General features: G+C 52.7%; 19 protein-coding genes and 1 other RNA gene. 10 read left to right on the top strand and 10 right to left on the bottom strand.

The window, feature by feature from the left end:
• The first annotated feature begins 272 nt into the window (after positions 1-272).
• Genes HQL65_12235 through HQL65_12220 form a run of 4 tightly spaced genes read left to right on the top strand, consistent with a single transcriptional unit; the run spans position 273 to position 4,985 of the window.
• Positions 273-977: a class I SAM-dependent methyltransferase gene (locus HQL65_12235; protein MBF0136999.1), complete on the top strand. Its 705-nt coding sequence runs from the start codon at positions 273-275 to the stop codon at positions 975-977.
• Between the two features lie 26 nt (positions 978-1,003).
• A complete protein-coding gene (locus HQL65_12230) occupies positions 1,004-2,107 on the top strand; it encodes a glycosyltransferase family 9 protein (protein ID MBF0136998.1) in 1,104 nt (367 codons plus the stop codon).
• Complete coding sequence (locus tag HQL65_12225) at positions 2,104-3,276, top strand: radical SAM protein (GenBank protein MBF0136997.1); 1,173 nt, start codon at positions 2,104-2,106, stop codon at positions 3,274-3,276. The genes HQL65_12230 and HQL65_12225 overlap by 4 nt, the downstream gene beginning before the upstream one ends.
• Positions 3,277-3,287: 11 nt before the next feature.
• Positions 3,288-4,985 carry a hypothetical protein gene (locus HQL65_12220; protein ID MBF0136996.1) on the top strand — a complete coding sequence of 566 codons (1,698 nt, stop codon included), beginning with the start codon at positions 3,288-3,290 and terminating at the stop codon, positions 4,983-4,985.
• Positions 4,986-5,055: 70 nt separating this feature from the next.
• Here the strand turns inward: HQL65_12220 and chrA are convergent, their stop codons facing one another.
• The 6 genes from chrA to HQL65_12190 all read right to left on the bottom strand — a co-directional run bounded on the left by chrA (position 5,056) and on the right by HQL65_12190 (position 9,670).
• Positions 5,056-6,396, bottom strand: a complete 1,341-nt coding sequence (gene chrA / locus HQL65_12215; GenBank protein MBF0136995.1) for a chromate efflux transporter — start codon at positions 6,394-6,396, stop codon at positions 5,056-5,058.
• Positions 6,393-6,809 (bottom strand): chromate resistance protein, encoded by a 417-nt coding sequence (locus HQL65_12210; GenBank protein MBF0136994.1) that lies wholly within the window; start codon positions 6,807-6,809, stop codon positions 6,393-6,395. Before HQL65_12210 ends, chrA begins: the two co-directional genes overlap by 4 nt.
• A 206-nt stretch (positions 6,810-7,015) precedes the next feature.
• Positions 7,016-7,444: a hypothetical protein gene (locus tag HQL65_12205; GenBank protein ID MBF0136993.1), complete on the bottom strand. Its 429-nt coding sequence runs from the start codon at positions 7,442-7,444 to the stop codon at positions 7,016-7,018.
• Positions 7,445-7,454: 10 nt separating this feature from the next.
• On the bottom strand, positions 7,455-7,676 hold the full coding sequence (locus HQL65_12200) for a hypothetical protein (GenBank protein ID MBF0136992.1): 222 nt from the start codon (positions 7,674-7,676) through the stop codon (positions 7,455-7,457).
• Between the two features lie 198 nt (positions 7,677-7,874).
• Entirely contained in the window at positions 7,875-8,225 is a 351-nt protein-coding gene (locus HQL65_12195) for a helix-turn-helix domain-containing protein (GenBank protein MBF0136991.1), read from the bottom strand.
• A 488-nt stretch (positions 8,226-8,713) separates the two neighbouring features.
• On the bottom strand, positions 8,714-9,670 hold the full coding sequence (locus HQL65_12190) for an Rpn family recombination-promoting nuclease/putative transposase (protein MBF0136990.1): 957 nt from the start codon (positions 9,668-9,670) through the stop codon (positions 8,714-8,716).
• A 74-nt stretch (positions 9,671-9,744) separates the two neighbouring features.
• On the opposite strand from HQL65_12190, the gene HQL65_12185 reads away from it, so the two are divergent.
• Positions 9,745-10,008, top strand: a complete 264-nt coding sequence (locus tag HQL65_12185; GenBank protein ID MBF0136989.1) for a hypothetical protein — start codon at positions 9,745-9,747, stop codon at positions 10,006-10,008.
• 396 nt (positions 10,009-10,404) lie between these two features.
• Here the strand turns inward: HQL65_12185 and ssrA are convergent.
• Positions 10,405-10,773: a transfer-messenger RNA gene (ssrA, locus tag HQL65_12180) on the bottom strand.
• Positions 10,774-10,926: 153 nt separating this feature from the next.
• Between ssrA and murA the strand changes: the two genes are divergently transcribed.
• From murA to HQL65_12165, 3 genes are all read left to right on the top strand, one after another.
• Positions 10,927-12,183 carry a UDP-N-acetylglucosamine 1-carboxyvinyltransferase gene (gene murA, locus HQL65_12175; protein MBF0136988.1) on the top strand — a complete coding sequence of 419 codons (1,257 nt, stop codon included), beginning with the start codon at positions 10,927-10,929 and terminating at the stop codon, positions 12,181-12,183.
• A 164-nt stretch (positions 12,184-12,347) separates the two neighbouring features.
• On the top strand, positions 12,348-13,667 hold the full coding sequence (hisD, locus tag HQL65_12170; protein MBF0136987.1) for a histidinol dehydrogenase: 1,320 nt from the start codon (positions 12,348-12,350) through the stop codon (positions 13,665-13,667).
• Between the two features lie 48 nt (positions 13,668-13,715).
• Positions 13,716-14,954 (top strand): hypothetical protein, encoded by a 1,239-nt coding sequence (locus HQL65_12165; GenBank protein ID MBF0136986.1) that lies wholly within the window; start codon positions 13,716-13,718, stop codon positions 14,952-14,954.
• Positions 14,955-15,215: 261 nt separating this feature from the next.
• Here HQL65_12165 and HQL65_12160 read toward each other — a convergent pair whose 3' ends face one another.
• From HQL65_12160 to HQL65_12150, 3 genes are read right to left on the bottom strand one after another with little or no spacing between them, the layout of a single operon-like run.
• The gene (locus HQL65_12160) at positions 15,216-17,078 is read right to left on the bottom strand and encodes a tetratricopeptide repeat protein (protein MBF0136985.1); all 1,863 of its coding nucleotides are present in this window, start codon (positions 17,076-17,078) and stop codon (positions 15,216-15,218) included.
• 23 nt (positions 17,079-17,101) lie between these two features.
• Positions 17,102-18,430: an AAA family ATPase gene (locus HQL65_12155; GenBank protein MBF0136984.1), complete on the bottom strand. Its 1,329-nt coding sequence runs from the start codon at positions 18,428-18,430 to the stop codon at positions 17,102-17,104.
• Between the two features lie 10 nt (positions 18,431-18,440).
• Positions 18,441-18,953 (bottom strand): hypothetical protein, encoded by a 513-nt coding sequence (locus tag HQL65_12150; GenBank protein MBF0136983.1) that lies wholly within the window; start codon positions 18,951-18,953, stop codon positions 18,441-18,443.
• Positions 18,954-19,343: 390 nt separating this feature from the next.
• Between HQL65_12150 and mnmA the strand changes: the two genes are divergently transcribed.
• Positions 19,344-20,423: a tRNA 2-thiouridine(34) synthase MnmA gene (gene mnmA / locus HQL65_12145; GenBank protein ID MBF0136982.1), complete on the top strand. Its 1,080-nt coding sequence runs from the start codon at positions 19,344-19,346 to the stop codon at positions 20,421-20,423.
• Positions 20,424-20,473: 50 nt separating this feature from the next.
• The gene (locus HQL65_12140; GenBank protein ID MBF0136981.1) at positions 20,474-20,920 is read left to right on the top strand and encodes a cyclic nucleotide-binding domain-containing protein; all 447 of its coding nucleotides are present in this window, start codon (positions 20,474-20,476) and stop codon (positions 20,918-20,920) included.
• The last annotated feature ends 265 nt before the right edge of the window (positions 20,921-21,185 follow it).

The following is a 21,185-nucleotide window of genomic DNA, read 5'->3' as shown; positions in this document are numbered from 1 at the left end:
CAAAATATTTCCACTTTGCTCCAACAACACGCCTATACCCTTTTTGACTGGGAAAAAAACGACGGAATACCCATTGAGTTGGCTTCTTTCAACACGTTGGCCATCCCACGTGATTAATCAATTTCCCAGGCAACGTCGAGCAGCCCAACCAGGCATCCCCTCTCAGACAACGATCCATGCAAACCTGCCCTATTTGCGACAAAATCCTCCCCCCGGCAATCCTGCGGGCCGACCTCCCTCTGCAAACCTGCGCCAATTGTGGATTCCTCGGTATGGATCTGGACCTCTGGCAATCCCCTTACACCAACAAGGATTATTATGCCGATCTTTCCACACAAAACATTGATTGGAAAAGAATTTTTCTACAGAAACGTGTAACAGGAATTCGTCGGTATCGGCAATCAGGTCATGTTTTGGAATTGGGGGCTGGTTTGGGCGAAACTGCCCTGGCCATGGCCCATGCCGGCTTTCGGGTCGATGCCGTCGAAGAGAGCCAAAAAACTGTCTCCTATCTCAAAACCCATCATCCGCTGGTCACCTGGCACCAGTCGGATATCAAGCACTTCCTTGAACACGCACCTGATGCAAATTATGATGTCATCATGATGTTTCATGTCCTGGAACATATTCCACACCCAAAGCAGATCATCCAGGAACTGTCGCGTGTCCTGATGCCCGATGGAATACTGGTTGTTGAAGTCCCCAATCTTGCTGGTCTTCACGCCCGAATCAAGGGAGAGCATTGGCATTATTTTCTACCACACCATGTCAATTATTTTTGCCTGGCCACTCTGCGGCACCTCATGGAACCGCAAGGGTTTACCTTACTTGAGCATGAGGGAAAATTCCACTTCAGCCATCCCCAGGGAGTATGGTGGAAAGATACGTTGAAATTTATCCTGGCCAAAGTTGGTTTTGCAGACATACTCTGTACGTGGTGGCAACGCGAAAATTCACATCAGTCAGTCCTGTCATGAAAATTTTAATTTTTAGAATTGGATCTTTGGGTGATACCATCGTGGCCTTGCCAGCCTTGAAATGGATTCGCAACCATTTTGGTGCCGAAAGTAAAATTACCCTGCTGGCAACACAGTCACCCGGTGTCGAAGTCTCGTCAAAAAATTTATTATCTGACACCAATTATGTTGACCATTTTCTCGAATACCCTTCTGGAATAAATACTTGGATGTTTCTGATCTCCCTGGCACGACTGATTCATACAATTCACCGACAGAAGTTCGATATTGTCATCAACCTGGCACCCGGGCAACGATCCAAATTTGCCTTGCTGCGTGATCGCGTGTTCTTCAGACTGTGCCTGATTCGACATCATATTGGGTTTCAACCGTTCGAACCCCAGGCCGTTTATCCAACAAAACCCGATGGACGACCGGCACCTGTCCCTTCCGAAGCCAGCTTTCTCCTGGAACGCCTGACCGCCAGTGGTTTGGCCACGGGAAGAAAAATCACCGACCCCCTCCCCCCGCCCGACCTCATGCTGTCACCGGGAGAGCTGCAACAGGCGAAAGCCTGGTTGAGTGCCAAACGAAACAATCCAGAACGACCCCTGGTTGCCATCGCTCCGGGCGTCAAACAGCCAGTCAACCAGTGGCCCGTGGATCGTTATGCAGCCTTGGGTTCTGCACTTGTCCAAAAAGAGTGTTGTGATTTGATCATTGTCGGTGGATCGAAAGACAGACCGGTTCAGGAACAGCTCCTCAACCATTGGGGGACAGGTATTGGTACAGCCGGTCTCTTTAATCCACGAACAACAGCCGCTCTTCTCTCACATTGCCAATTATTCGTCGGACCAGACAGCGGTCCCATGCATCTGGCCTCGGCTGCCGGGATTCCCTGTGTGGCCATCTTTTCTGATCGGGACAATCCGGGAAGATGGCACCCCCTGGGCCAGGGACACGAGATTATTCGTCATCCAGTCGTTTGTGGCGGCTGTGGTTTTTCCATCTGTCCGCGACCGGATCACCTCTGCATGACATCCGTGACTGTGTCCGAAGTATTGGCGGTCGTCTTACAACAACTGACCCGCCTGGCTGATCACGCTCCCGCCAGACCTCTGACAACCCAGCCACTGACCCATAATATATGAACCCATTCCTTGCCATCAGGAACTGGTTGCATGCGTCACCACTCCTGTACGGTTTGCGTTGCCTGTCCGATGGCAGCCCGTGGCTGCTGGCCCAACGACTCGGCAGACTTCGACGCATCGCCGGATCTCTTTTGGGGACCGCTGCCAAACCACCTTTGCCGGTACGCCTGCAAATCGAAATCACAGACATTTGTAACCTGAAGTGCCGCATGTGCGCTCGTGAATTCATGCCGGACATGAATACCGGATGCATCTCGATGGATCGCTTTGCCCAATTAATTCAGGATATTCAGCCTCTCTATGTCACCTTGAACGGACTGGGAGAGCCCCTGCTGGATAAGGGGGTTTTTGATAAACTCAATCATCTGCATGCCCGCAATATCATGACCGCCATGCCCACCAATGGCACGGTATTGCATCATGAGTGCCTGGATCAACTGGCGCAGCACATGCCAAACATATTAACTTTTTCCCTGGATGGAGCCACACCAGAAACCTACGAAAATATTCGTATACGAGGGCAATTTTCCAAGGTAATCAACAATTACAAAGCTCTGGCAGAACGCTTCCACCGTGGACAGACCCGTCCCGGGTCCTTGATCCGGGTTTTGACCGTCCTGCAACAAACCAACCTGCACGACTATCGACCCATGTACCAATTATTGGCAGAGATGCACTTGCTTAACCGATATTCATTGGTGCCTCTGTTCGACTATACCCCCCTTCCAACCGCTCCCCATCCACAAATTCCTGCCGCACAAAACCTGGAAATTTTCAGACAACAGATTGAACAAGATATTCATAATACAGTTAACCCGGAAGAAAAAAAATTCTATCGCCAATGGCGGGACACGGCTGCTGCCTGGCAAACACAACCCGTACCATCCCATTCTTCCGCGACACCATCGCCTTGTATCATACCCTGGTACAATACCTACATCGATGCAAAAGGGCGGGTCTACCCCTGCTGTTACCTCGTCAATACCCGCCACATCATGGGACATCTCGACCAAAATTCCTTCCCGGAAATCTGGCATGGTGCCACCTATCAAGAATTCCGTCATCGTTTGGCACATGACCGTTCCCGGTTGGATGGCTGTGCAACCTGTCCCAGAGATGACACAAAGCTATTGAATCAATTGAAAAGATTCAGTTATTTTCTCCCCTGAAACAACACGCCATGAAACCCATCTCGATTCAGCAACCTCGTTATCAAGCCCTGATCGGTCTGGGAGTGGCACTCATCGTCATTCTTCTGACCATTCATGTTCCGCAAGGGGTTGGTTTTGATCCTTCCATTCAAGTGCTTTCCGTAGATCAGTATTTGAAAAATATATCACCCTCTCCAAATCATTATTTGGCCGCCGATCAAAATGATCTGTCACGTGATCAATTGCACTGGATCCATAATTGGCCACCGGGAACACAATTATTTGTCCTGCCGCTCATGTCCATGGGTTTGGACATTGGTACGTCCTTGCGGATCCTCTCTGTAGCCTGCGTTTTGCTGGGAGCCATGGGTTGGGCACTCTGGTTTGGAAAGTTCAATATTCCCGGTATTGTCGGTTTGATGCTGTCGTGCTATGTGCCTTGTCTTCGATTTACGAATAACTATATATTTTCCTATAATAACGCAGAAATACTTGTTTTCGCGCTTGCTCCCTGGCTCTTGCTGGGTTCATGGCATGTGACCCGCCCAGGAATGGTTCATCACAGAATATTTCTGTCTTGTATCCTGGGATTTGGCTGCGGCATGGCCTATGTATTCAAATTTTCGGGAGCATTCATTGCCGGACCTGCCTTGGGATTTTTGTGGCTGACGGCCATGGGGCGTTGGTTCTCTCATCAGCAAGACAATCTCTTCAAAATATCGATTTTGGGTACCTTGACCTGTTTGTTACCCATTCTGGTCTGGAGTTTTTTGAATCTTCATTATGGCGGATATGTCAATCAGTTTGATGCGCTCTATTCACCCGGTAAATTGAACTGGTCCGTGCTGGTTCGCTTGTTTACCTATCCAGCCCTGTGTCTGGGTGATGCGGATGCGCTCTGGAATTATCTTCTGCTCCATCCTGATCATGGTATCTTTCACCCCAGTCGTCAAATAATTCAGGGTATTGATGGTTCGTTTGTCGTCAATTTGATTGGCATACCGGGTGGAATTTTGTTCTTGATGCTGCTGGCCCGCCCCGGTGCCTGGCAGGGACCTGGAAAACTGGGCATCCTGTCCATTTTTCTCGGTATGCTCGGATTGTTGATTGTCTGGGCAAATACGCACATTGGTTACCTCAGCACCTATTTGCAGGTAACCACATTTGCCGTATTCCCGGTACTGATCCGTGAAGGGGTCCACATCTGGCAATCGCCCCGGGAAAAACGCTGGTGGCGCATGACCTTGGCCATGGGAGGTGCATTTTACCTGCTGATTCCCATGGGATATGGTTTGGTTTCCATGGCTGGCAAGATTGTGCGCATTCAGCCGGATTACAAGGTTGCCAGCAGTGGTCTGTTCAATCCGTTCTTGTCTTCGACAACCCGGTCACCTGTTGATGTCGTCGCGGAGTTGACTCAAAAATTCAATCCAAAAACAGATATCTGGTTCACACCCAACGTCAATATCAGACTGGATTTGCCCGGACGGGCATTGATGGTATCGGATTGGATCGATGTAAACGACTGGCGTAAAATTCGTTTCCATACATCGCAACCTTTGCGGGTTCTGGCTTTGATCCCGAAAGCAACCGAGACGGGTCCTTCCGGCAAGGGACAGGCCATTCGCGATGCCTTTGTGGATGCAAAAACCTGGGAACATGTCCCTTTGGCAACCATTCCCCTCGATCTTTGGATCGGTCAACTTGACAAAACCCTTGCCCAATGATCACCGCAGGCCGGACAGCCCGGCTGGATTACAGGACAGGGGTTTCATGTCGTCGGGCATGGGGGAGTCCTTATAGTGTGTAGGTGTAGACAAGACCGATCACGGCGCAGGCACCGATCACCTTCATGATGTCCAGCTTGTACTTCCACAGGGCAAGAAAGGCTGCTGCGGACATCAGGGCGTAGAACCATTCGAAACCGCCGGCAAAGGGCGCGGTCTTGGTAGCCTGGGGCCACAGTACGTGCCAGCCGAAGAACAGCGCCAGATTGAGTACCACCCCCACCACGGCAGCGGTGATGCCGGTCAACGGCGCGGTGAACTTGAGGTCGCCATGGGTGGCTTCCACCAGGGGCGCACCCGCCAGGATGAACAGGTAGGAGGGCAGAAAGGTGAAAAATGTGGCCACCGCCGCCCCGGCAAATCCGGCGACGAACAGCATGTCGGGACCGAAAATCTGCCTGGTCCAGGCCCCCACGAAGCCCACGAAAGCCACCACCATGATCAATGGACCGGGGGTGGTCTCTCCCAGGGCCAGGCCATCGATCATCTGGGTGCCGGTCAACCACTGGTAGTGATCCACCCCGCCCTGATAGACATAGGGCAGCACCGCATAGGCCCCACCGAAGGTGACCAGCGCCGCCTTGGTAAAGAATTCCCCCATGTTCTTCAGGACCGGATGGCCCAGCACGAGCATGGCCGCGCCCCAGAGGGCCACGCCTGACACAAGCAGGATGCCCAGCCGGACTGCGCTGAACTTCACGTGGTCGGGCGGGGGGGTGTCGTCATCCAACAGGGCCGGGCCGTAGGTCTTGTTCCCAGCCCCATGTCCGCCGCCCACCTTGAATTTGTCGGGAGCCACCCTCCCACCGATAGCCCCCAGGATACCAGCCCCCAACACGATGTAGGGAAAGGGAATCCCCAGGGCAAAGATGGCGATGAAAGAGATCCCTGCCATGGCCACCAGCAGGTTGTTCTTCAACGCCCGCGAGCCGATGCGCCACGAGGCGAACACCACGATGGCCACCACTGCCGGTTTGATACCGTTGAACACTCCCTTGACCAGGGTAACTTCGCCGAAGGCCAGATAGACCCAGGTCAGCCCGGCCAGGATGAACAGCGAGGGCAGTACGAACAACGTGCCCGCCACGATGCCGCCCCAGGTGCGGTGCAGCATCCAGCCAATGTAGATGCACAACTGCTGGGCCTCGGGACCGGGCAGCACCATGCAGAAATTCAAGGCATGCAGGAAGCGGTGTTCGGAGAGCCAGCGTTTCTTTTCCACCAGATCCTGATGCATGACGGCGATCTGTCCAGCGGGACCGCCGAAGCTGATGAAACCGAGCTTCAACCAATATAGGAATGCTTCCCAGAAGGATGGGTGAGGCGGTCGTTCCAGAGGGGTATCGTTCACGGTTGTTCCTCTTGTTCGGAGAAAGAGAGATGGTAGTCGTCCAGGATGCGACAGCCTTCCTCCAGGAAAGCGTCGTCATCGTTCAGGCGGGTCTTCATGCCCCGGAACAGGGCCAGAAATCCCGCTGCTTCCTCAGCAGAACCCTCACCCACATCCAGGTCATGCACCATGCGGGCAAGTGGTCGCAACGCTGGATTCTTCTCCAGACCGAAGGAGGCCAGCAGGGTTTCGAAGGTGACCCGCGCCCCCACATGGGTGAAGCGGGCACCGTCAAAGTCGAAACCGATGGCATCCGGCGGTTTTCCCTCCTGGGGGGAAAACCAGACGAAGCGCGCCTCGGGATCGATGAAGCGCCGGATCAGCCAGGCTGAGGCCAACCGGTCCACGCCCAGGTTGCGGCGGGTGGTCCACAGCCGTCCCTGAAACTGGTCCGTAAAATCAAATTGGTGGTGGTGCCGGGAATCGAACTAACTTGTCAACATTTTGACTATAAAGCGTTTCATGTACTGAAAATCTTTTGTATACCGTCAAATATACCGTCAAACTTCCCGGTTGCCATTGACGTTAGGGGACGACGTTGGACACACCTCCTCGCGCATGGCCCCGTGGATCTGCTCCATCACGCTGCATCCTGAACGGAGACAATCAATCTCTTCCCAAGCGATTCAAGTGCGCGGTCCACCTGTCCGATATGGGACTGATGCCGAAGATCAAGGAGTCTGCGCACTGCACTCTCCTGGATGCCAAGCGCATTTGCCAGAGCCACGTTGGTCATGGCATGACTGCGCATGGTCTGATAGAGAGCCAACTTGGCCACCACCAAAGGTGAGAGAGTCACGGTTCCCTGACCATTGTTTGGCAGGCTTGCCGGGGGAATATCCTGGCGCTGGTGCATAATGGCTTCCATGGTGGTGATGAGGCAATCCATGGCACCATCTATGGTGTCATCTCGGGTTGCATCCCCGGTATTGCTCCCTGGGACATCCGGGAACGAGATATACCAACCAGGTGGATCCTCATGAAGGTCATAGGGATAGGTCGGGTTCACGGAAACCTCCTCATTGAATGTCGTCCAAGGTCAAGCCAAGGTCTTTCAGCATTTTGACCAACAGCCCCTGATTGATTTCGCTTCGCAAATATTTCATGGCCGTCCGGCGGCACCCCAGAAGGATATAAGAGTGGCTCCCCTTCCCAGATCCACGCCCAGCCACGTGAATCAGATCAAACCCGTTGGTCATGGCGTACTTTCTGAGCTTGCGGAGGAGTTCGTTGCCATTCATGGAAAGCATCGTCGCGCATTTATGTACGAACGTCAAGCATCGAATTTGCTTGGTGGCCTGACAGTCATCCAGCCTTGAACATCTGGAACCTCAGCAACTCTTCCACGCTCCAGGAGTGGCCTGTCAACCCAGCGGCCATGGCGGGGTTCTCTGGCAGTAGTGCCTGTTCCCAAGAGGAATCCGCAGAGTGGGCGGTTTCTAACAAAAATTGTAGTGGGTTACCATCAACCAACTCATCGCCTCGTGTTCCTTGTACTGTTTTGAAAACGAATACGTTTTCCTCTGCTTCATGGCATTGAAGTGGCGGGATGATCCGTTGTACCTTTCGACAAATGCGGTGTTGATTGTCCCGGAACAGGGGGAATCATTCAGGACATCGTCCATCTGAACTTCTGGAACCGTCAGGTCGCCGACCAACAGGTCGTGAACCCCCTTGGCATGGTCTCCGACCCGCTTGAGGATCCGTCCAACGGTATCCCTGGAGACCCCAGTCAACTGGGCCGTTTTGCGGACTCCAGTTCCCTCCGCCAAATGGCTGACCACTGCCACGATCTTCTCTTGGGGAATTCGAAGATCGTACAGCGGCGTGCCGTGCCGTTCGGAAAATTCATGCTGACAGCGTCGGCAACGAAGAAACCGGATCCCGTTCGTCCCATACCGACGACGGATCACCACACCACATCACACAACCCATTGATCCAAAAGCGTTCACATTCCGGATTCACACACCCGGCATCCGCAACGACTTCTTGTCCCACCATGGCCTTCCTTTCTCCTTGAGGAACTGGAAAAGACCTTATATAATAAACCGTTACCTCTACGGAACGGTGTCAGGCCACCAAGGAAAAAATGCACGCCAGGAGAGAAGAGAACCGCCCTTCCAAGGAGAGAAAGGGCGGCGTTTCAGAATTTCTCCTCCTCGTCACCGGATACCTGCGGACCCGCGTTTCGATTTCCACTTGGGTGACGATGACAATTTGTGCAAACTTTTCGCCACGTTTTTGGAGAATCGGAGAATTTTGAGGGTATTTTTTCAATCAATGCCTGTCGGCGAATACCTCGTCCACCGAGTTGGCGAACAGGACGTTCTCGCTCCATGCCTCGATCTCATCCAGGTTCGCCGTTTTCACCTTTTCGGGCACCCAGTCTGGTGTTTGGCCAAATTTGCGGCGCATCTGTTTCAGGAGCATATCGGCCTTGCCATCTTGGCGACCTCTCTGTTCGCCTCTCTGTGCGCCGATTTGTTCGCCTTCCCATTTACCAGCGCCATAGGTGGAGAGTACAAAGCTCGCCTGGTCATGCAGTTCTTCCTGATAGCGTTCGTAGGCCTTGCGCTCTGTCTCTGGCAATTGCAGGACATCAAGCTTTTCTTTGGCTTTTTTAAGGCCACGTGCCGTAAAATCATCGCGGATATCGGCGTTTTTCAGAAAATAGATCCACTCATCCAGGGTGTTGCGGGCGACATCATCAAAATTTTTTACCTTGATAAGGTAATGCTCTGGGAAAATCGCGGCTACCGAAGGGCGTTGAAACAATGCCTTTTGTCCCTCATCCAGAGCCAGCTCTTCCTGAGTGTGCAACCCTCTGAAAGTGGTATTGCCTACATAAACGTAATCGCTGCCATGTCCAAGATCGAAATAGAGAATGCTGATGGTGATGACCTTGACAACACTGGCGTAAGGCTTGCCTTCCGCCATATGTTCAGTGATGGCCTTGGCGGTGCTGAAGATTAACCTCTGCAGGTAGTCCCATTCCCGCTCATACTGCAACTCAACGATGACAATTTCATCACGAGTATTTTTGATTTTGAGATCGACACGGTTGAATTTATCGTGGTGGGACTCTTGATTGCTTTCGCTTTCCAGGATTTCAATAATGCGCATATCCTCGCGAAGGAGTTCACTGAGGAATCCTTCCAGAATTTCAAAGTTGGCCTTGCTGCGCAGCAGACGTTTCAAGGCCCAGTCGAAGCTAATCAAGCGTCGCTGTGGCATGTTGGCAAGTGTCCATTCATGGAATGAAGGGTGATGTTCCGATTCCTTTTGCTCGCTCCAGGAAAATTGGGGCCGTGGCGTTCAATGAAACCTCCAACTTGTCTCTAATTTTCGTGGAAAGCCGCCTCAGTGTCCAGAAAAATCCTGCAGCCCCGCAAAACTGCTTGGCAATGGGGCCAAAATTGTGGTGGATGGGGTTTTTGGTAGGGACAGGGCAAGTACAGTTTGAAATCAACGAACGCAGCGCGTTCTCCCAGACCCTACGCAGCAAATACCCCAACCTGGCAGTTTTCCACCTTGCCAAATCGACCACACCACTGCCGTGCAACTCCAAATGAAAGGCTGACAAGAGCATTGTACGTTTGCATCTCTTTATTAAATCTTCTGCAAAAAAGCCAAAAATCCTCCAGAAATTTCGTGAACATCCGGAAAATTCCGAGAATACCATAAACATTGCCCCTTTTTGCAAAATCAAGGATATATAGAATTCAGGGACACAATATAATACCACCCTCCCACACCCCACTTTCCTTTCCGCTCTCCACCCAACCCACTCATCGAAAAATTGCGGACACACTGTACTTTAGGCTCAAAAGTTTTCAAGGAACAAAAGAACCACACCTTCAGGGGGAGAAAGGAACACCCAACACATTTCCACCCCGAACCACCCCCCAACAAAAACAGCCGCCCCTTAGGGCGGCTTCCATGCCAAGACTTTTTCCTAAATATTAGAATGGTGGAGGTGCCGGGAGTCGAACCCGGGTCCGAGATACGTACTGAACCTGAAGGAGTCACGACCATTTTGCCGACATATAGTTCCTGGGCCGTTGCAGTCGGCAGGCTTCGGAACCTCCGTTACCTCGGAGAACTGGGAAACCCTGGATTTAGACCGGCGATTTCATAATTCCGGCTTGACCCTGTTTTTAGGTACTTCTGTTGCCGGGCTCAGGTCTGAACCCCGCTCTGCTACCGTTTTAGGCGGCAGCGAGAGCTTCGCCGTAGAACTCGTCGTTGGCAATTGTGATTATGAGCCTCTTGCGGCGGTGCTCATGCCGGGTCGCCGTCAAAGCCTTTCGATACCCCGTCGAAGCCGTTTCACCCCCTGATTACGAAATGGATACAAATTCAAGATCCTGAAGACATCATAACACATCCAATTTTTTTTTCAAGCACATAATCAACCCGCTGCAAATCCGGGCAAACTTTTCCTGCTGGAACTCTTGCCCAAGGTCGCCGGGATTTGGTATGAATGGGGGATGGATAGAATTCTTGTACGCGGGGGAAGACCCCTGGTGGGGACCATCCCCATCAGTGGCGCAAAAAACGCCACATTGCCGGCGTTGGCGGCGTCTTTGTTGACCGACAAGCCGCTGGCGCTCTCCAATGTGCCTCATCTGCGTGACGTCACCACCATGCTGGAACTGTTGGGTCAGCATGGCGCGGCCATCACAGTCGATGAACGTTTGGGCGTCGAGATCGACTGCTCGGGTATCCACAATACCCGGGCACCCTACGATCTGGTGCGAACCATGCGGGCCTCGGTTTTGGTCATGGGTCCTTTGCTGGCTCGCTATGGACAAGCCGAAATTTCGCTGCCTGGCGGTTGTGCCATCGGGACACGCCCGGTCAATCTCCATCTCAAAGGCCTGGAGAGCATGGGGGCAGAAATTCGCCTTGAGGAAGGATACATCAAGGCCCGCGCCAAACGCCTCCACGGCGCAACGATCATTCTTGACCTGGTCACGGTTACCGGCACGGAAAATCTCATGATGGCTGCCGCCCTGGCCGATGGGCATACCGTCCTGGAAAATGCTGCCTGCGAACCTGAAGTTGTTGATCTGGCAAAACTTTTAAATAATATGGGGGCACGCATCGAGGGGGCCGGCACCAATCGCATTCGTATCGAAGGCGTCGAACGTCTGCACGGCACAACTCACCATATCCTGCCGGACCGGATCGAAACCGGAACGTTCATGATCGCCGCTGCCATCACCGGCGGCAACGTGACCCTGAATCATACCGATCCACACATTCTCGAAGCCCCCATCGCCAAATTGCGTCAGGCCGGCGTCATCATCAAGGAAGGTCCCGGTTCGCTGCATGTCTCGGTCGATGGTCCCTTGCGGGCCGTGGACATCACCACCTTTCCCTATCCGGGTTTTCCGACCGACCTCCAGGCCCAAATGCTGGTCCTGAACAGCATTTCGTCCGGAACCGGAACCGTGACCGAAACCATCTTTGAAAACCGCTTCATGCATGTCTCGGAACTGCAACGACTGGGAGCCGACATCACGCTGCAAGGCAACACCGTCGTCGTCCGGGGTGGCGTGCAACTGCGCGGCGCACCCGTCATGGCCACGGATTTGCGGGCTTCGGCGTCCCTTGTTCTGGCCGGTCTGGCTGCCACCGGAGATACCTACATATCCAGGGTCTATCACATTGACCGCGGCTATGAACGTATCGAAGAAAAATTGATGGCTCTGGGTGCGGACATTCACCGTTTGAGTCACTGATCGCTTGAACGACTGAATTTTTGGGGTCGCGTCCTTTTTGTTGAATCACGAATCAGTGGGTCCACTGCTCCCTCTTTTTGGGAAGAATTTTTGTAACTACTGGACCTCAGTTTGTTGCCGGATGGTGAATAGTTACGAATTTTTTTAACCATCAGGAGATTTTCATGTCCCGAACCAGGATTCGGCGTCTACACGTTTCGGATCCAGATTTTCAGAAAACTTTTTCCCATCTTCTCTATTGGGAAAAAGATGCCATGACAGCGGTAGAACAGTCCGTCACTGACATCATCCAGGCCGTGCGGCAAGGCGGAAACCAGGCCCTGATCGAGTATACCCATCGGTTTGACCGGATCAGGCTCACGGCGGCAACATTGGCTTTTTCTCCATCGGAAATCAACCGGATCGCCGATCAAGCCACACCTGAAGAGCGCCAATCACTGGAACTGGCAGCGGAGCGTATTCGGCGTTATCACCAATGGCAGATGCCGGAGATGGGTATTCAGCAGTTCCGGGATGCCACCGGTACCCTGCTGGGACAACGCCTGTCGGCCATTCAACGAGTTGGACTGTATGTCCCGGGTGGTCTTGCCACCTATCCATCCACGGTCTTGATGAACGCCATTCCGGCCCGGGTGGCTGGGGTCAAGGATTTGGTCATGGTGGTCCCCACACCGGATGGCGTGGTCAATCCCCTCCTCCTGCTGGCGGCTCGCATCGCCGGTATCGACCAGGTTTTTCGCATCGGTGGTGCCCAGGCCATTGCCGCCTTGGCCTTTGGTACGGAAACCATCCCGGCAGTCGATAAAATCGTCGGCCCGGGCAATATCTATGTCGCAACAGCCAAGCGCCAACTTTATGGCCAGGTGGGAATCGACATGATCGCCGGTCCCTCGGAAATTCTGGTCATCGCTGACCAACACAACGATCCACGTTGGATTGCGGCGGATCTGCTTTCCCAGGCCGAACACGATACCGCCGCCCAGGCCATTCTCATGACCGATCACGCCCCCTTTGCCGACGCCGTGGAACATGCCTTGACGCAACACCTTGAGATTTTGGAACGACGTTCCATCTGTGAACGCTCGTTGGCCGAGCGCGGAGCCATCATCGTGGTCAGGGATTTAAACGAAGCGTGTCAACTGGCAACGCGAATCGCCCCGGAACATTTGGAACTCGCTGTTGCGGACCCGGAACAACTCCTGCCCCAGATTGGTCATGCCGGGGCCATTTTTCTGGGACGCCACACACCCGAGGCTGTCGGTGACTACGTTGCCGGTCCCAGTCATGTCTTGCCAACAAGTGGCACTGCCCGCTTTTCCAGTCCGTTGGGCGTTCATGATTTCATCAAGCGCACCAGTGTGATTGGTTGTTCGGCAGCCGCGTTGGCCACCATTGGACCGGCGGCATCTCTTTTGGCGGCAAGAGAGGGATTGACGGCGCATCAATTAAGCCTGGACCTGCGCTTGGCTGTTACACCAGACTGAAAAATCTGGTCCCTGCAAACCTGAAAATAAGGACTAAGGAGTTTAGTCATGATAAAGTCAATCAAGTTTCTACCTGTTCTTGCTGTTACCCTGGCCTGGAACCCAGTCCAGGCTGCTGATGTTTATACCTTCACAGCCACAACAGGTGGCAAGACAGCATCGGTTGGCCTGAGTGATCTTTCCAGCACGGCAAAATACTCCATGGACAGCCTGAATATCGGTTACACGGAACAATCCCAGGCAACAGCCGTTTTGAATTTGCGTGGCGTCGAAGCCAATTTTGCCTACACAGCCAATTCGCCCTCATTACAGTTCAATATTCCTTCATTGGGCATTACACAAACATTCAATGGTGCCACACGGAAACAAAGCCAGGACATGCTGGAAGACTGGTTCAAGAAAAATCCGAATATTCTCTCCCGCATGTTCAAAGAGTATGCCAAATCCACGCCCATCGACCCCATTGCCGGCAATCCGAACAGCCTGATGTCACAGATGGCGGCATCGGATTTCAGGGCCGCCACCGGAATCGGAGTTGAAGACAAGGATGTCTCGCAAAAAGAAGACGCCAATAAATCGGATGCCAAATCAGATCATGCCAACCCGGGATTGCTGGGTGTCGGAATCCGCTACGGGCAATACAAGAGCAACGGATTCAAGACCGATACCACCACGCTGCCTCTTTTCTATTCGAAAGTGATCAACAAATACACGCTTTTTTTTGACGTGCCCCTCAGCATGATTGAAACGGAGTCTTCCAAATCCTATACCGGCTCATTGGGTGTTGGCCTCAAAGTTCCAGTCATGAATAAATGGAACATAACCGGATTTTTGCGTGACGGCGTGGGTGGCTCAAAAGACCTGGGGGCTGTCTCCGGTATCTATTCAGGATCGCTTACCAGTGATTTTTCCTACCTGATTCCGGATGATGGTTCAAAGATCATGATGGGTAACATGATCAGCTACTCAAAAACCTACTCGATTGAAGTCGGCGGATACGAAACCAACTACGATTTGAGTAACTATATCTTCAGAAACGGCTTGGCCTTCGAGAGGAAATTGCCCTTTGATCTCCTCTCCAAAAAAGTCACAGGTGAACTTTTTGCTATCAACACCTATTTTGGTGGTGATGATGTGTACGTCAAAAGCTCCACCGACATTGGCTTCGATCTCGGCACCAACATGACCATTGGCAACTACACCTACAAGGACAACAAACTCGGTCTGACCTATACCTTTGGTGGCGGGTATACAGGTTTCACGCTGAATTATGGCTACAAATTCTGATTTTCGGTACAACCTTCCCGGGAAATCAGACAAACACTCCTTGCCCTCTTTGAGGCAATCCGTTAGCTCTCCAATAGAACATATTGGAAAGAAAGATTTTATTGGGGCTTAAGCCCCAAACCCCGCCAGGAGGAAGGGTAGAGCCGCTTCCTCCTGGACCTCCATCCCAGTTTTTCATTCGTTTTTTTAAATTAACAAGTTATCAGGCAGCCTCGTTGGCCGTCGTGTTCAGCGGACGGCCAAAGTTTGGGAAGGAGGTTTTTATTCCTCATATCCCAGACGTGTTAGAATTTCTCCATTAAGCGTTTTGAACAGAATCCTGTTGGCCTCTGTAAAATAGTTTCGCCAATCGCCGACAATCCCTTTGCGTTTGAAATTTTTGGGTACGGCATTTTTTTCCATGGTTTTTGATTTTTTATGGAAACCCGTCGCTTCGGCGATCACCTCACACTCTTCCCGGGAGAGGGGCATCTCCAGAAACCGGGCGATGCGGCCGATGGTCTCAACCTTGTTTTCCACCATATCCTCATAAGAGACAAAATAGACCGGGACCTGATAATATGCATTCATCAGACGCCATTGTTCCATCCAGGCAACCATGTTGAATGCCTGTCCCGGCACGATACCCCCGCCCTTGACGGGACCACCAATAATAAGCCGATTGAATGCCTCTTCCTGACTGACATTCGTCAGCATGGCCGTATACATCCCATGGGGATCGGCGGCCATTCCTGTATAATAACAATAAAATGAGACCATTTGATCCCGGGGTTCCCGGTATTGGACAATGGCTTTGTAATTTCTGGTCTGCATGTCCGCGCCCAGTTCAAGAGTGGCATGCCAATGTCCGATCAGAAAATGTTTGTCAGGAATCCGGCTCAGGGCATCTTTTGGGACTGAATTTGACTCGTAGTCATTCGGCCAGTAAAAATGATGATTCGTGATCAGTTGCGTGATGTCCGACAACAAATGCGTCCCGCACTTGGGATAGGAAAAACAGGCGCACGGCGTTGGCAAATGCAAGGATTTTGGTTCATCCGGTGTTCGAAAGACCAGGCTGTTGGCCATCTGCCGCTGCCGATATTCCTGTAATGGCACCATATCCGGCTGGTCCACTCCCAACAGATCCGGCTTGTTTGCCAAGGCTTGTCGGATCAAGGCCACCCCCTCTTCACGGCTGGCATCATTGCCGGACAATTTGGCCAATCCCAAAAAGAAAAGAACATTGGCATCATCCGGATTGACCTGCAACTCCCGGGAAAGATGCTCCACGGCTTCGGAATAGCGACCCATTTTGGTCAGAACCAAACCTGCATAATAATGGATTTGCTCGTAACCCGGATCTTGAGCCAGGACTCTCAGATAGATATCGAGCGCCTCTTTGTACATCAATTGCATTCTCAAGCCATGCGCCAAGGTCATTTGACTGGTCAACTGCCTGGGATCCAGGGCGACAGCACGCCGCAACAGTTCCGTACCCTTCTCAAATTCCGCGTCTTTTTCCGAAGCATCCGAACGCACCAGGAGCATTCCCAGCAATAAAAGCGCAATGATATTGTTCGGTTCACTCATGAGAACCGTCTCATACATTTGCCTGGCGTGAGATTTCTGATTATTTTCCTGTGCCCGTATGGCTATTTTTATCAATACCTGATTTAAAACATGAATAACTATCGGATCATCTGGTGCCATCTGATGCGCCTTGGCCAGGTACCCGAGTGCCTCATCATGGCGGCCCAGTTTGGCCAGGGTATCACCGATGTAATAGTGAATATTTTCCAGATGGGGATCTTGCGCCAATATTTGCAGATAAAGACTCAATGCTTCATCATAATGTTTTTGAAAGCACAGGCCATATGCAAGTGTAAACTGACCGGTGACCGATCCAGGTTCCAGTTCCATGGCCCGACGCAACAAGATCACGCCCCGGTCCACAGCCGATGACTCAACCAATATTTTTCCCGCCAACAAAAGCACAGAGACGTTGTCCGGTTCGGAAAGCAGGACCGATTCGTAGAGTTGCAAGGCTTGAGAAATATTGCCATTTTTATGGGCTTGCAGGGCGGCACGCAATGAATCACGTGATTTGGCAGCCCCTGAAACTCCAACCTGATCGTGTCGCATGCCTGTTCCTTTACCTGTGTGTACTACTCGGAAGCGTTTTCTTCGACAATTTCGGTTGCCAACCCCTCCAGTCGCAACAAACGTTCTGCAACCTGTTCAGCCGCAACCCGATCCGGATATTTAATCCGCACGGCAAACAACGCCACCCCATCAGCATCTTCACTTTGTTGCAGGTAGGCACGATATCCCTTCCGAAACAAACCGGACATGATGGTCGTGGCCGTGTCACGGCTGCGGGTCGCTGTGGTTTGCACGAAAACGGGCTGTCGAGCCTGATGTCTGACACCTGGCTGGGAAAACTCATCTGACGGGTAAGATTCTTCTGACGGCGAGTATGTTTGTTCCAAAGTGGTGATGACAGAATTTTCGGGAATCTGATAGGTAACCCGGAACACCAGCCCGGCCATGGCAACCAGCACCCCCAATCCGGCCAGACGCACGAGCCAGCGATCCAGCATGACATACAATTGGTGCGACCTTCGGGTGCCTTGTTCTTGACGAAGTCTGGTGTTGATCCATTCGGTACGGGCCAGCCTGGGCAATTGTTGTCGTTGCATCACCCGATATTTGGCATGGCTTCCGGCGGCGGCCCTGCGGATGGCAAATCCTCCGATGCGAGCCGTCTGGCGACCATCCATGCGCACCAGAACTTCTGCCATGATTCGATTGATTTGGCGGGGGATTCCCCCGCTGGCACCCCGCAAGGCACGCCAGCCTCCCTGCGTCAGCGTCCACCCCTCCATGCCTTCGCGATCCAGGTGAAAGCGCACATAGCCCATGATCTCTTCAGCATTCAAAGGCCCCAGAGTGGCCGTCCCGACCAGGAGGGGCTGCAAGGCGGCATACCGGGGATCCATGGCCATGGTAGAGGTTTCCAGGCGACCGGCGAGCAGGACCTGGCAAGGGTGTCGTCCATCCATCTGAAACGATGCGACATGGTGCAACACTTCCAGGTTGGCCACGTTCAGGCATTCAGCACGATCCACCACCACCAGGAGTCGTTTACCTTGTGTGGCCCAGAGTTCCATGGACAGGAGCAACTCACGATGCGAATAACTCTGCCCCTCCTTGAGTTCTGCTCCAAAGATTTGCAACAGAGTACGCAAAAACAAGGCGGCATCGGCATCGGCATCAGGCAGATGCCGCATTTCCCGATCTTCCGGAAAAATCTGCCGGAGACGCAACAGGATGAGGGTCTTGCCCACTCCGGGTGGACCCGTAATCACCACCACCCCCTCTTCCCGCCGCAAGGCACTCCTCAAGACCCGCCAGAGTGCCTTGTGACTGGCGACCGGGTAGTATACCCGTGGATCCGTCATGGGGGAAAAGGGGGCAACACGGTGTTGTTGCACGTCCAGACCCTTAAGCCGCCACCACCTGATCCTTGACCGTTTCCATCATGTGCATCAGCTCCCTCATGATGGGCACCAGGGGTGATTTTTCCAGGGTCACCTTGTCAACGGCCTCCTGGACAAAGCTTTTGCCGAACAACAACTGCCGGGGTTGCATGCTCTGCAACTGTTTTTCCCAACTGTTGAGGAGTGCCAACCACCCTTTGACGGTGAGCGTGCCCGGGGGTGCCCCACCCTTGGCCCGATCCAACGCCAGGGCCACTTGCAGGGTTTCGATGATGGGGACCATGCACTCCAGGCGTTCCCGCTTGGCATTGCCCAGAAAGCCACGCAATGTTTCGTGGACTTCGTTGTTATCCTGGGAGCCACCCATCGTGGAGGCGAACCTGTCGGGACCTGATCCCTGGGCTGACAACAGCCGTTCGGCATCTTCGGGGTCGATTGGCCTGGCCAATGGTTTACCCAAAATCCGGCTGCGGGGAGCCGACCGCAATCCTTTGGCACTGCTTTGCAAGGAATTCATATTGACCTCAATCCTGTAATGTTATTGACTCGATCAGCCCGCCACCCATTGACCCGATTGCGCGGCGTTCCCACTGCTTCGCAACTCTGGGACCAACATTATTTACATTAACAAAACAGTCAGTTATAATGGGGAAGGTTGGCAGGCAGGGGGGATGCGGGACAATTTTTTCCAGGGGGTGGCACATTTTTTCCCCTCCCCTGCCAAATATTCGTCGCCGACCCCAGCCAATATCGAACGTCAATCCGGCAACCAGGATTTTGCACCAGCATGGGCAACAAAAAACCGGCAACCAGGATTTTGCACCAGCATGGGCAACAAAAAACCGGCAACCAGGATTTTATCCCAACATGGGTCACACAAGATCAGCAACCAGGATATTGCACCATTATGGGTCATAAAGAGCGAGTGGCTGTTGCCATGTCGGGCGGCGTGGATTCTTCAACCGTTGCTGCATGGCTGCTGGAACAGGGCCATGAGGTGATTGGCCTGACCATGCGGCTTTGGCAACAAGGCCAGGGAACCATTACCGGCAGTCGTACCTGTTGTGCCACCGAGGATCTCCACGACGCCCGGCGCGTGGCCGAAAGGCTGGGAATTCCCTTTTACGTCATCAACCTGGAGGAGCAGTTTCGTGCTGCCGTCGTTCAGGATTTCATCACATCCTACGCTGCCGGACAAACCCCGAATCCCTGTATCCGCTGCAACCAGATCCTGAAATTTGACCATCTTCTGGCCAGGGCCAGGGCACTGGAAGCCTCGGCGCTTGCCACGGGTCACTATGCGGTGATTCGTCAAAATGGTACCGAAAAACCTCAACTTTGGCGTGGGCAGGACCCGGCCAAGGATCAGTCTTATTTTCTGTTTGCCACGACCGTGGAACAACTCCGGTATTTGCGTTTTCCCCTGGGAGAACTGACCAAAAATCAGACCCGCGATCTTGCCCGTAAATTGGGTCTGCACAACGCCGCCAAGCGCGAAAGCCAGGATCTTTGTTTCGTTCCTGATGGGGATTATCACGCTTTTTTCAAAAATCAAGCGCCATGGTTGGCTGAACCCGGCGAGATTGTGGATCAAGAAGGCCGGGTTCTGGGTCAACATCGGGGCCTGGGAAACTACACCATCGGACAACGGCACGGCCTTGGCATTGCCGCCCCACATCCGCTGTTTGTCATTGACATTGCCGCCAGACACAATCGACTCATTGTCGGACCAGCCGAAGCCTTGTATAAGGATACCCTGGAGGTGGTCCATCTCAACTGGCTGGCGCAACGACCATTGACGGATTCCCGCCCCATTCGGGCCAGAATTCGTTACGCTGCCGCCGCACAGCCGGCGGTCATTGAACCCCTGGACGACCTTGAGCGGGTACGGGTGCGTTTTTTTCAACCGCAACGCGCCATCACACCCGGACAAGCCTGTGTCTTTTACGCCGAGGACCGGGTTTTGGGGGGCGGTTGGATTCTTTGACGGGGACAGACATGTTCATTCTCAAATTAATTGAAACAATTCCATTTTTTATGGAATTTACTCCCGCCGAGCGCGGTATGCTTGTGGAAGGGGAGAGTTTTTTTGTCACTTACGAGGCAAACGGTCAGTTGATCCAGGAAGGCAACACCGATGATGCCCTGTTTATCGTCATCAAGGGGAGCGTGGCCATCACCAAGGCCAGTCATCCCGGCACTGTGTTGGCTGTCCTGGGTGTTGGCTCCATCATTGGTGAAATGTCCTTTCTCACCAAACAGCCCAGAGGTTCCAATGTCATAGCCCGTGAAGAGACCACCGTCTTTCGCATCGATGGTTCAGAGATGGGGGCGTTGGACCTTGGCCTGCAACTCAAGATCAAGGATCAATTGATCAAAATACTCGTGGAGCGCATCACCCACATGAACACCGATCTGGCCCGACAAAAACTGGCCAATCAGACATTGGTCGCTGCCCTGGCCAAATTTGGCGCGGATTCCTGAATCACCTGCAAAAAGTCCAAATCGACTATTAATAAATTAAATCAGTTTAAAATCAATATGTTGAAAATGCAATTTTCAACACCTTTTGCCCGTTGTCATCTTTTTTGCGGGGAAGTCGTGATTCAAACTTTCTAGCCAATAAAGATGATTGAAAACGAGACCCCTGAAAAAAATTCCAATGACCCTGGGATTTACGCAACATGTCGTCAGTTCAAGAAGACGTCTGCGTTTCAAATTTATTTTCAGGGGACCCAAGCATGTTTTT

This window comes from Magnetococcales bacterium (assembly GCA_015228935.1).
Taxonomy (GTDB): Bacteria; Pseudomonadota; Magnetococcia; order Magnetococcales; family DC0425bin3; genus HA3dbin3.
Note: the sequence above shows the minus strand (reverse complement) of the source record. Positions and strands in the feature narration are given on the sequence as shown.

Excerpts from the sequence above, each read along its gene's own strand:
- HQL65_12235 (MBF0136999.1), top strand. The coding sequence starts at position 273 with ATGGATCTGGACCTCTGGCAATCCCCTTACACCAACAAGGATTATTAT.
- HQL65_12225 (MBF0136997.1), top strand. The coding sequence starts at position 2,104 with ATGAACCCATTCCTTGCCATCAGGAACTGGTTGCATGCGTCACCACTC.
- HQL65_12220 (MBF0136996.1), top strand. The coding sequence starts at position 3,288 with ATGAAACCCATCTCGATTCAGCAACCTCGTTATCAAGCCCTGATCGGT.
- HQL65_12200 (MBF0136992.1), bottom strand. The coding sequence starts at position 7,676 with ATGAATGGCAACGAACTCCTCCGCAAGCTCAGAAAGTACGCCATGACC.
- HQL65_12190 (MBF0136990.1), bottom strand. The coding sequence starts at position 9,670 with ATGCCACAGCGACGCTTGATTAGCTTCGACTGGGCCTTGAAACGTCTG.
- murA (MBF0136988.1), top strand. The coding sequence starts at position 10,927 with ATGGATAGAATTCTTGTACGCGGGGGAAGACCCCTGGTGGGGACCATC.
- hisD (MBF0136987.1), top strand. The coding sequence starts at position 12,348 with ATGTCCCGAACCAGGATTCGGCGTCTACACGTTTCGGATCCAGATTTT.
- HQL65_12165 (MBF0136986.1), top strand. The coding sequence starts at position 13,716 with ATGATAAAGTCAATCAAGTTTCTACCTGTTCTTGCTGTTACCCTGGCC.
- HQL65_12160 (MBF0136985.1), bottom strand. The coding sequence starts at position 17,078 with ATGCGACACGATCAGGTTGGAGTTTCAGGGGCTGCCAAATCACGTGAT.
- HQL65_12150 (MBF0136983.1), bottom strand. The coding sequence starts at position 18,953 with ATGAATTCCTTGCAAAGCAGTGCCAAAGGATTGCGGTCGGCTCCCCGC.
- mnmA (MBF0136982.1), top strand. The coding sequence starts at position 19,344 with ATGGGTCATAAAGAGCGAGTGGCTGTTGCCATGTCGGGCGGCGTGGAT.
- HQL65_12140 (MBF0136981.1), top strand. The coding sequence starts at position 20,474 with ATGGAATTTACTCCCGCCGAGCGCGGTATGCTTGTGGAAGGGGAGAGT.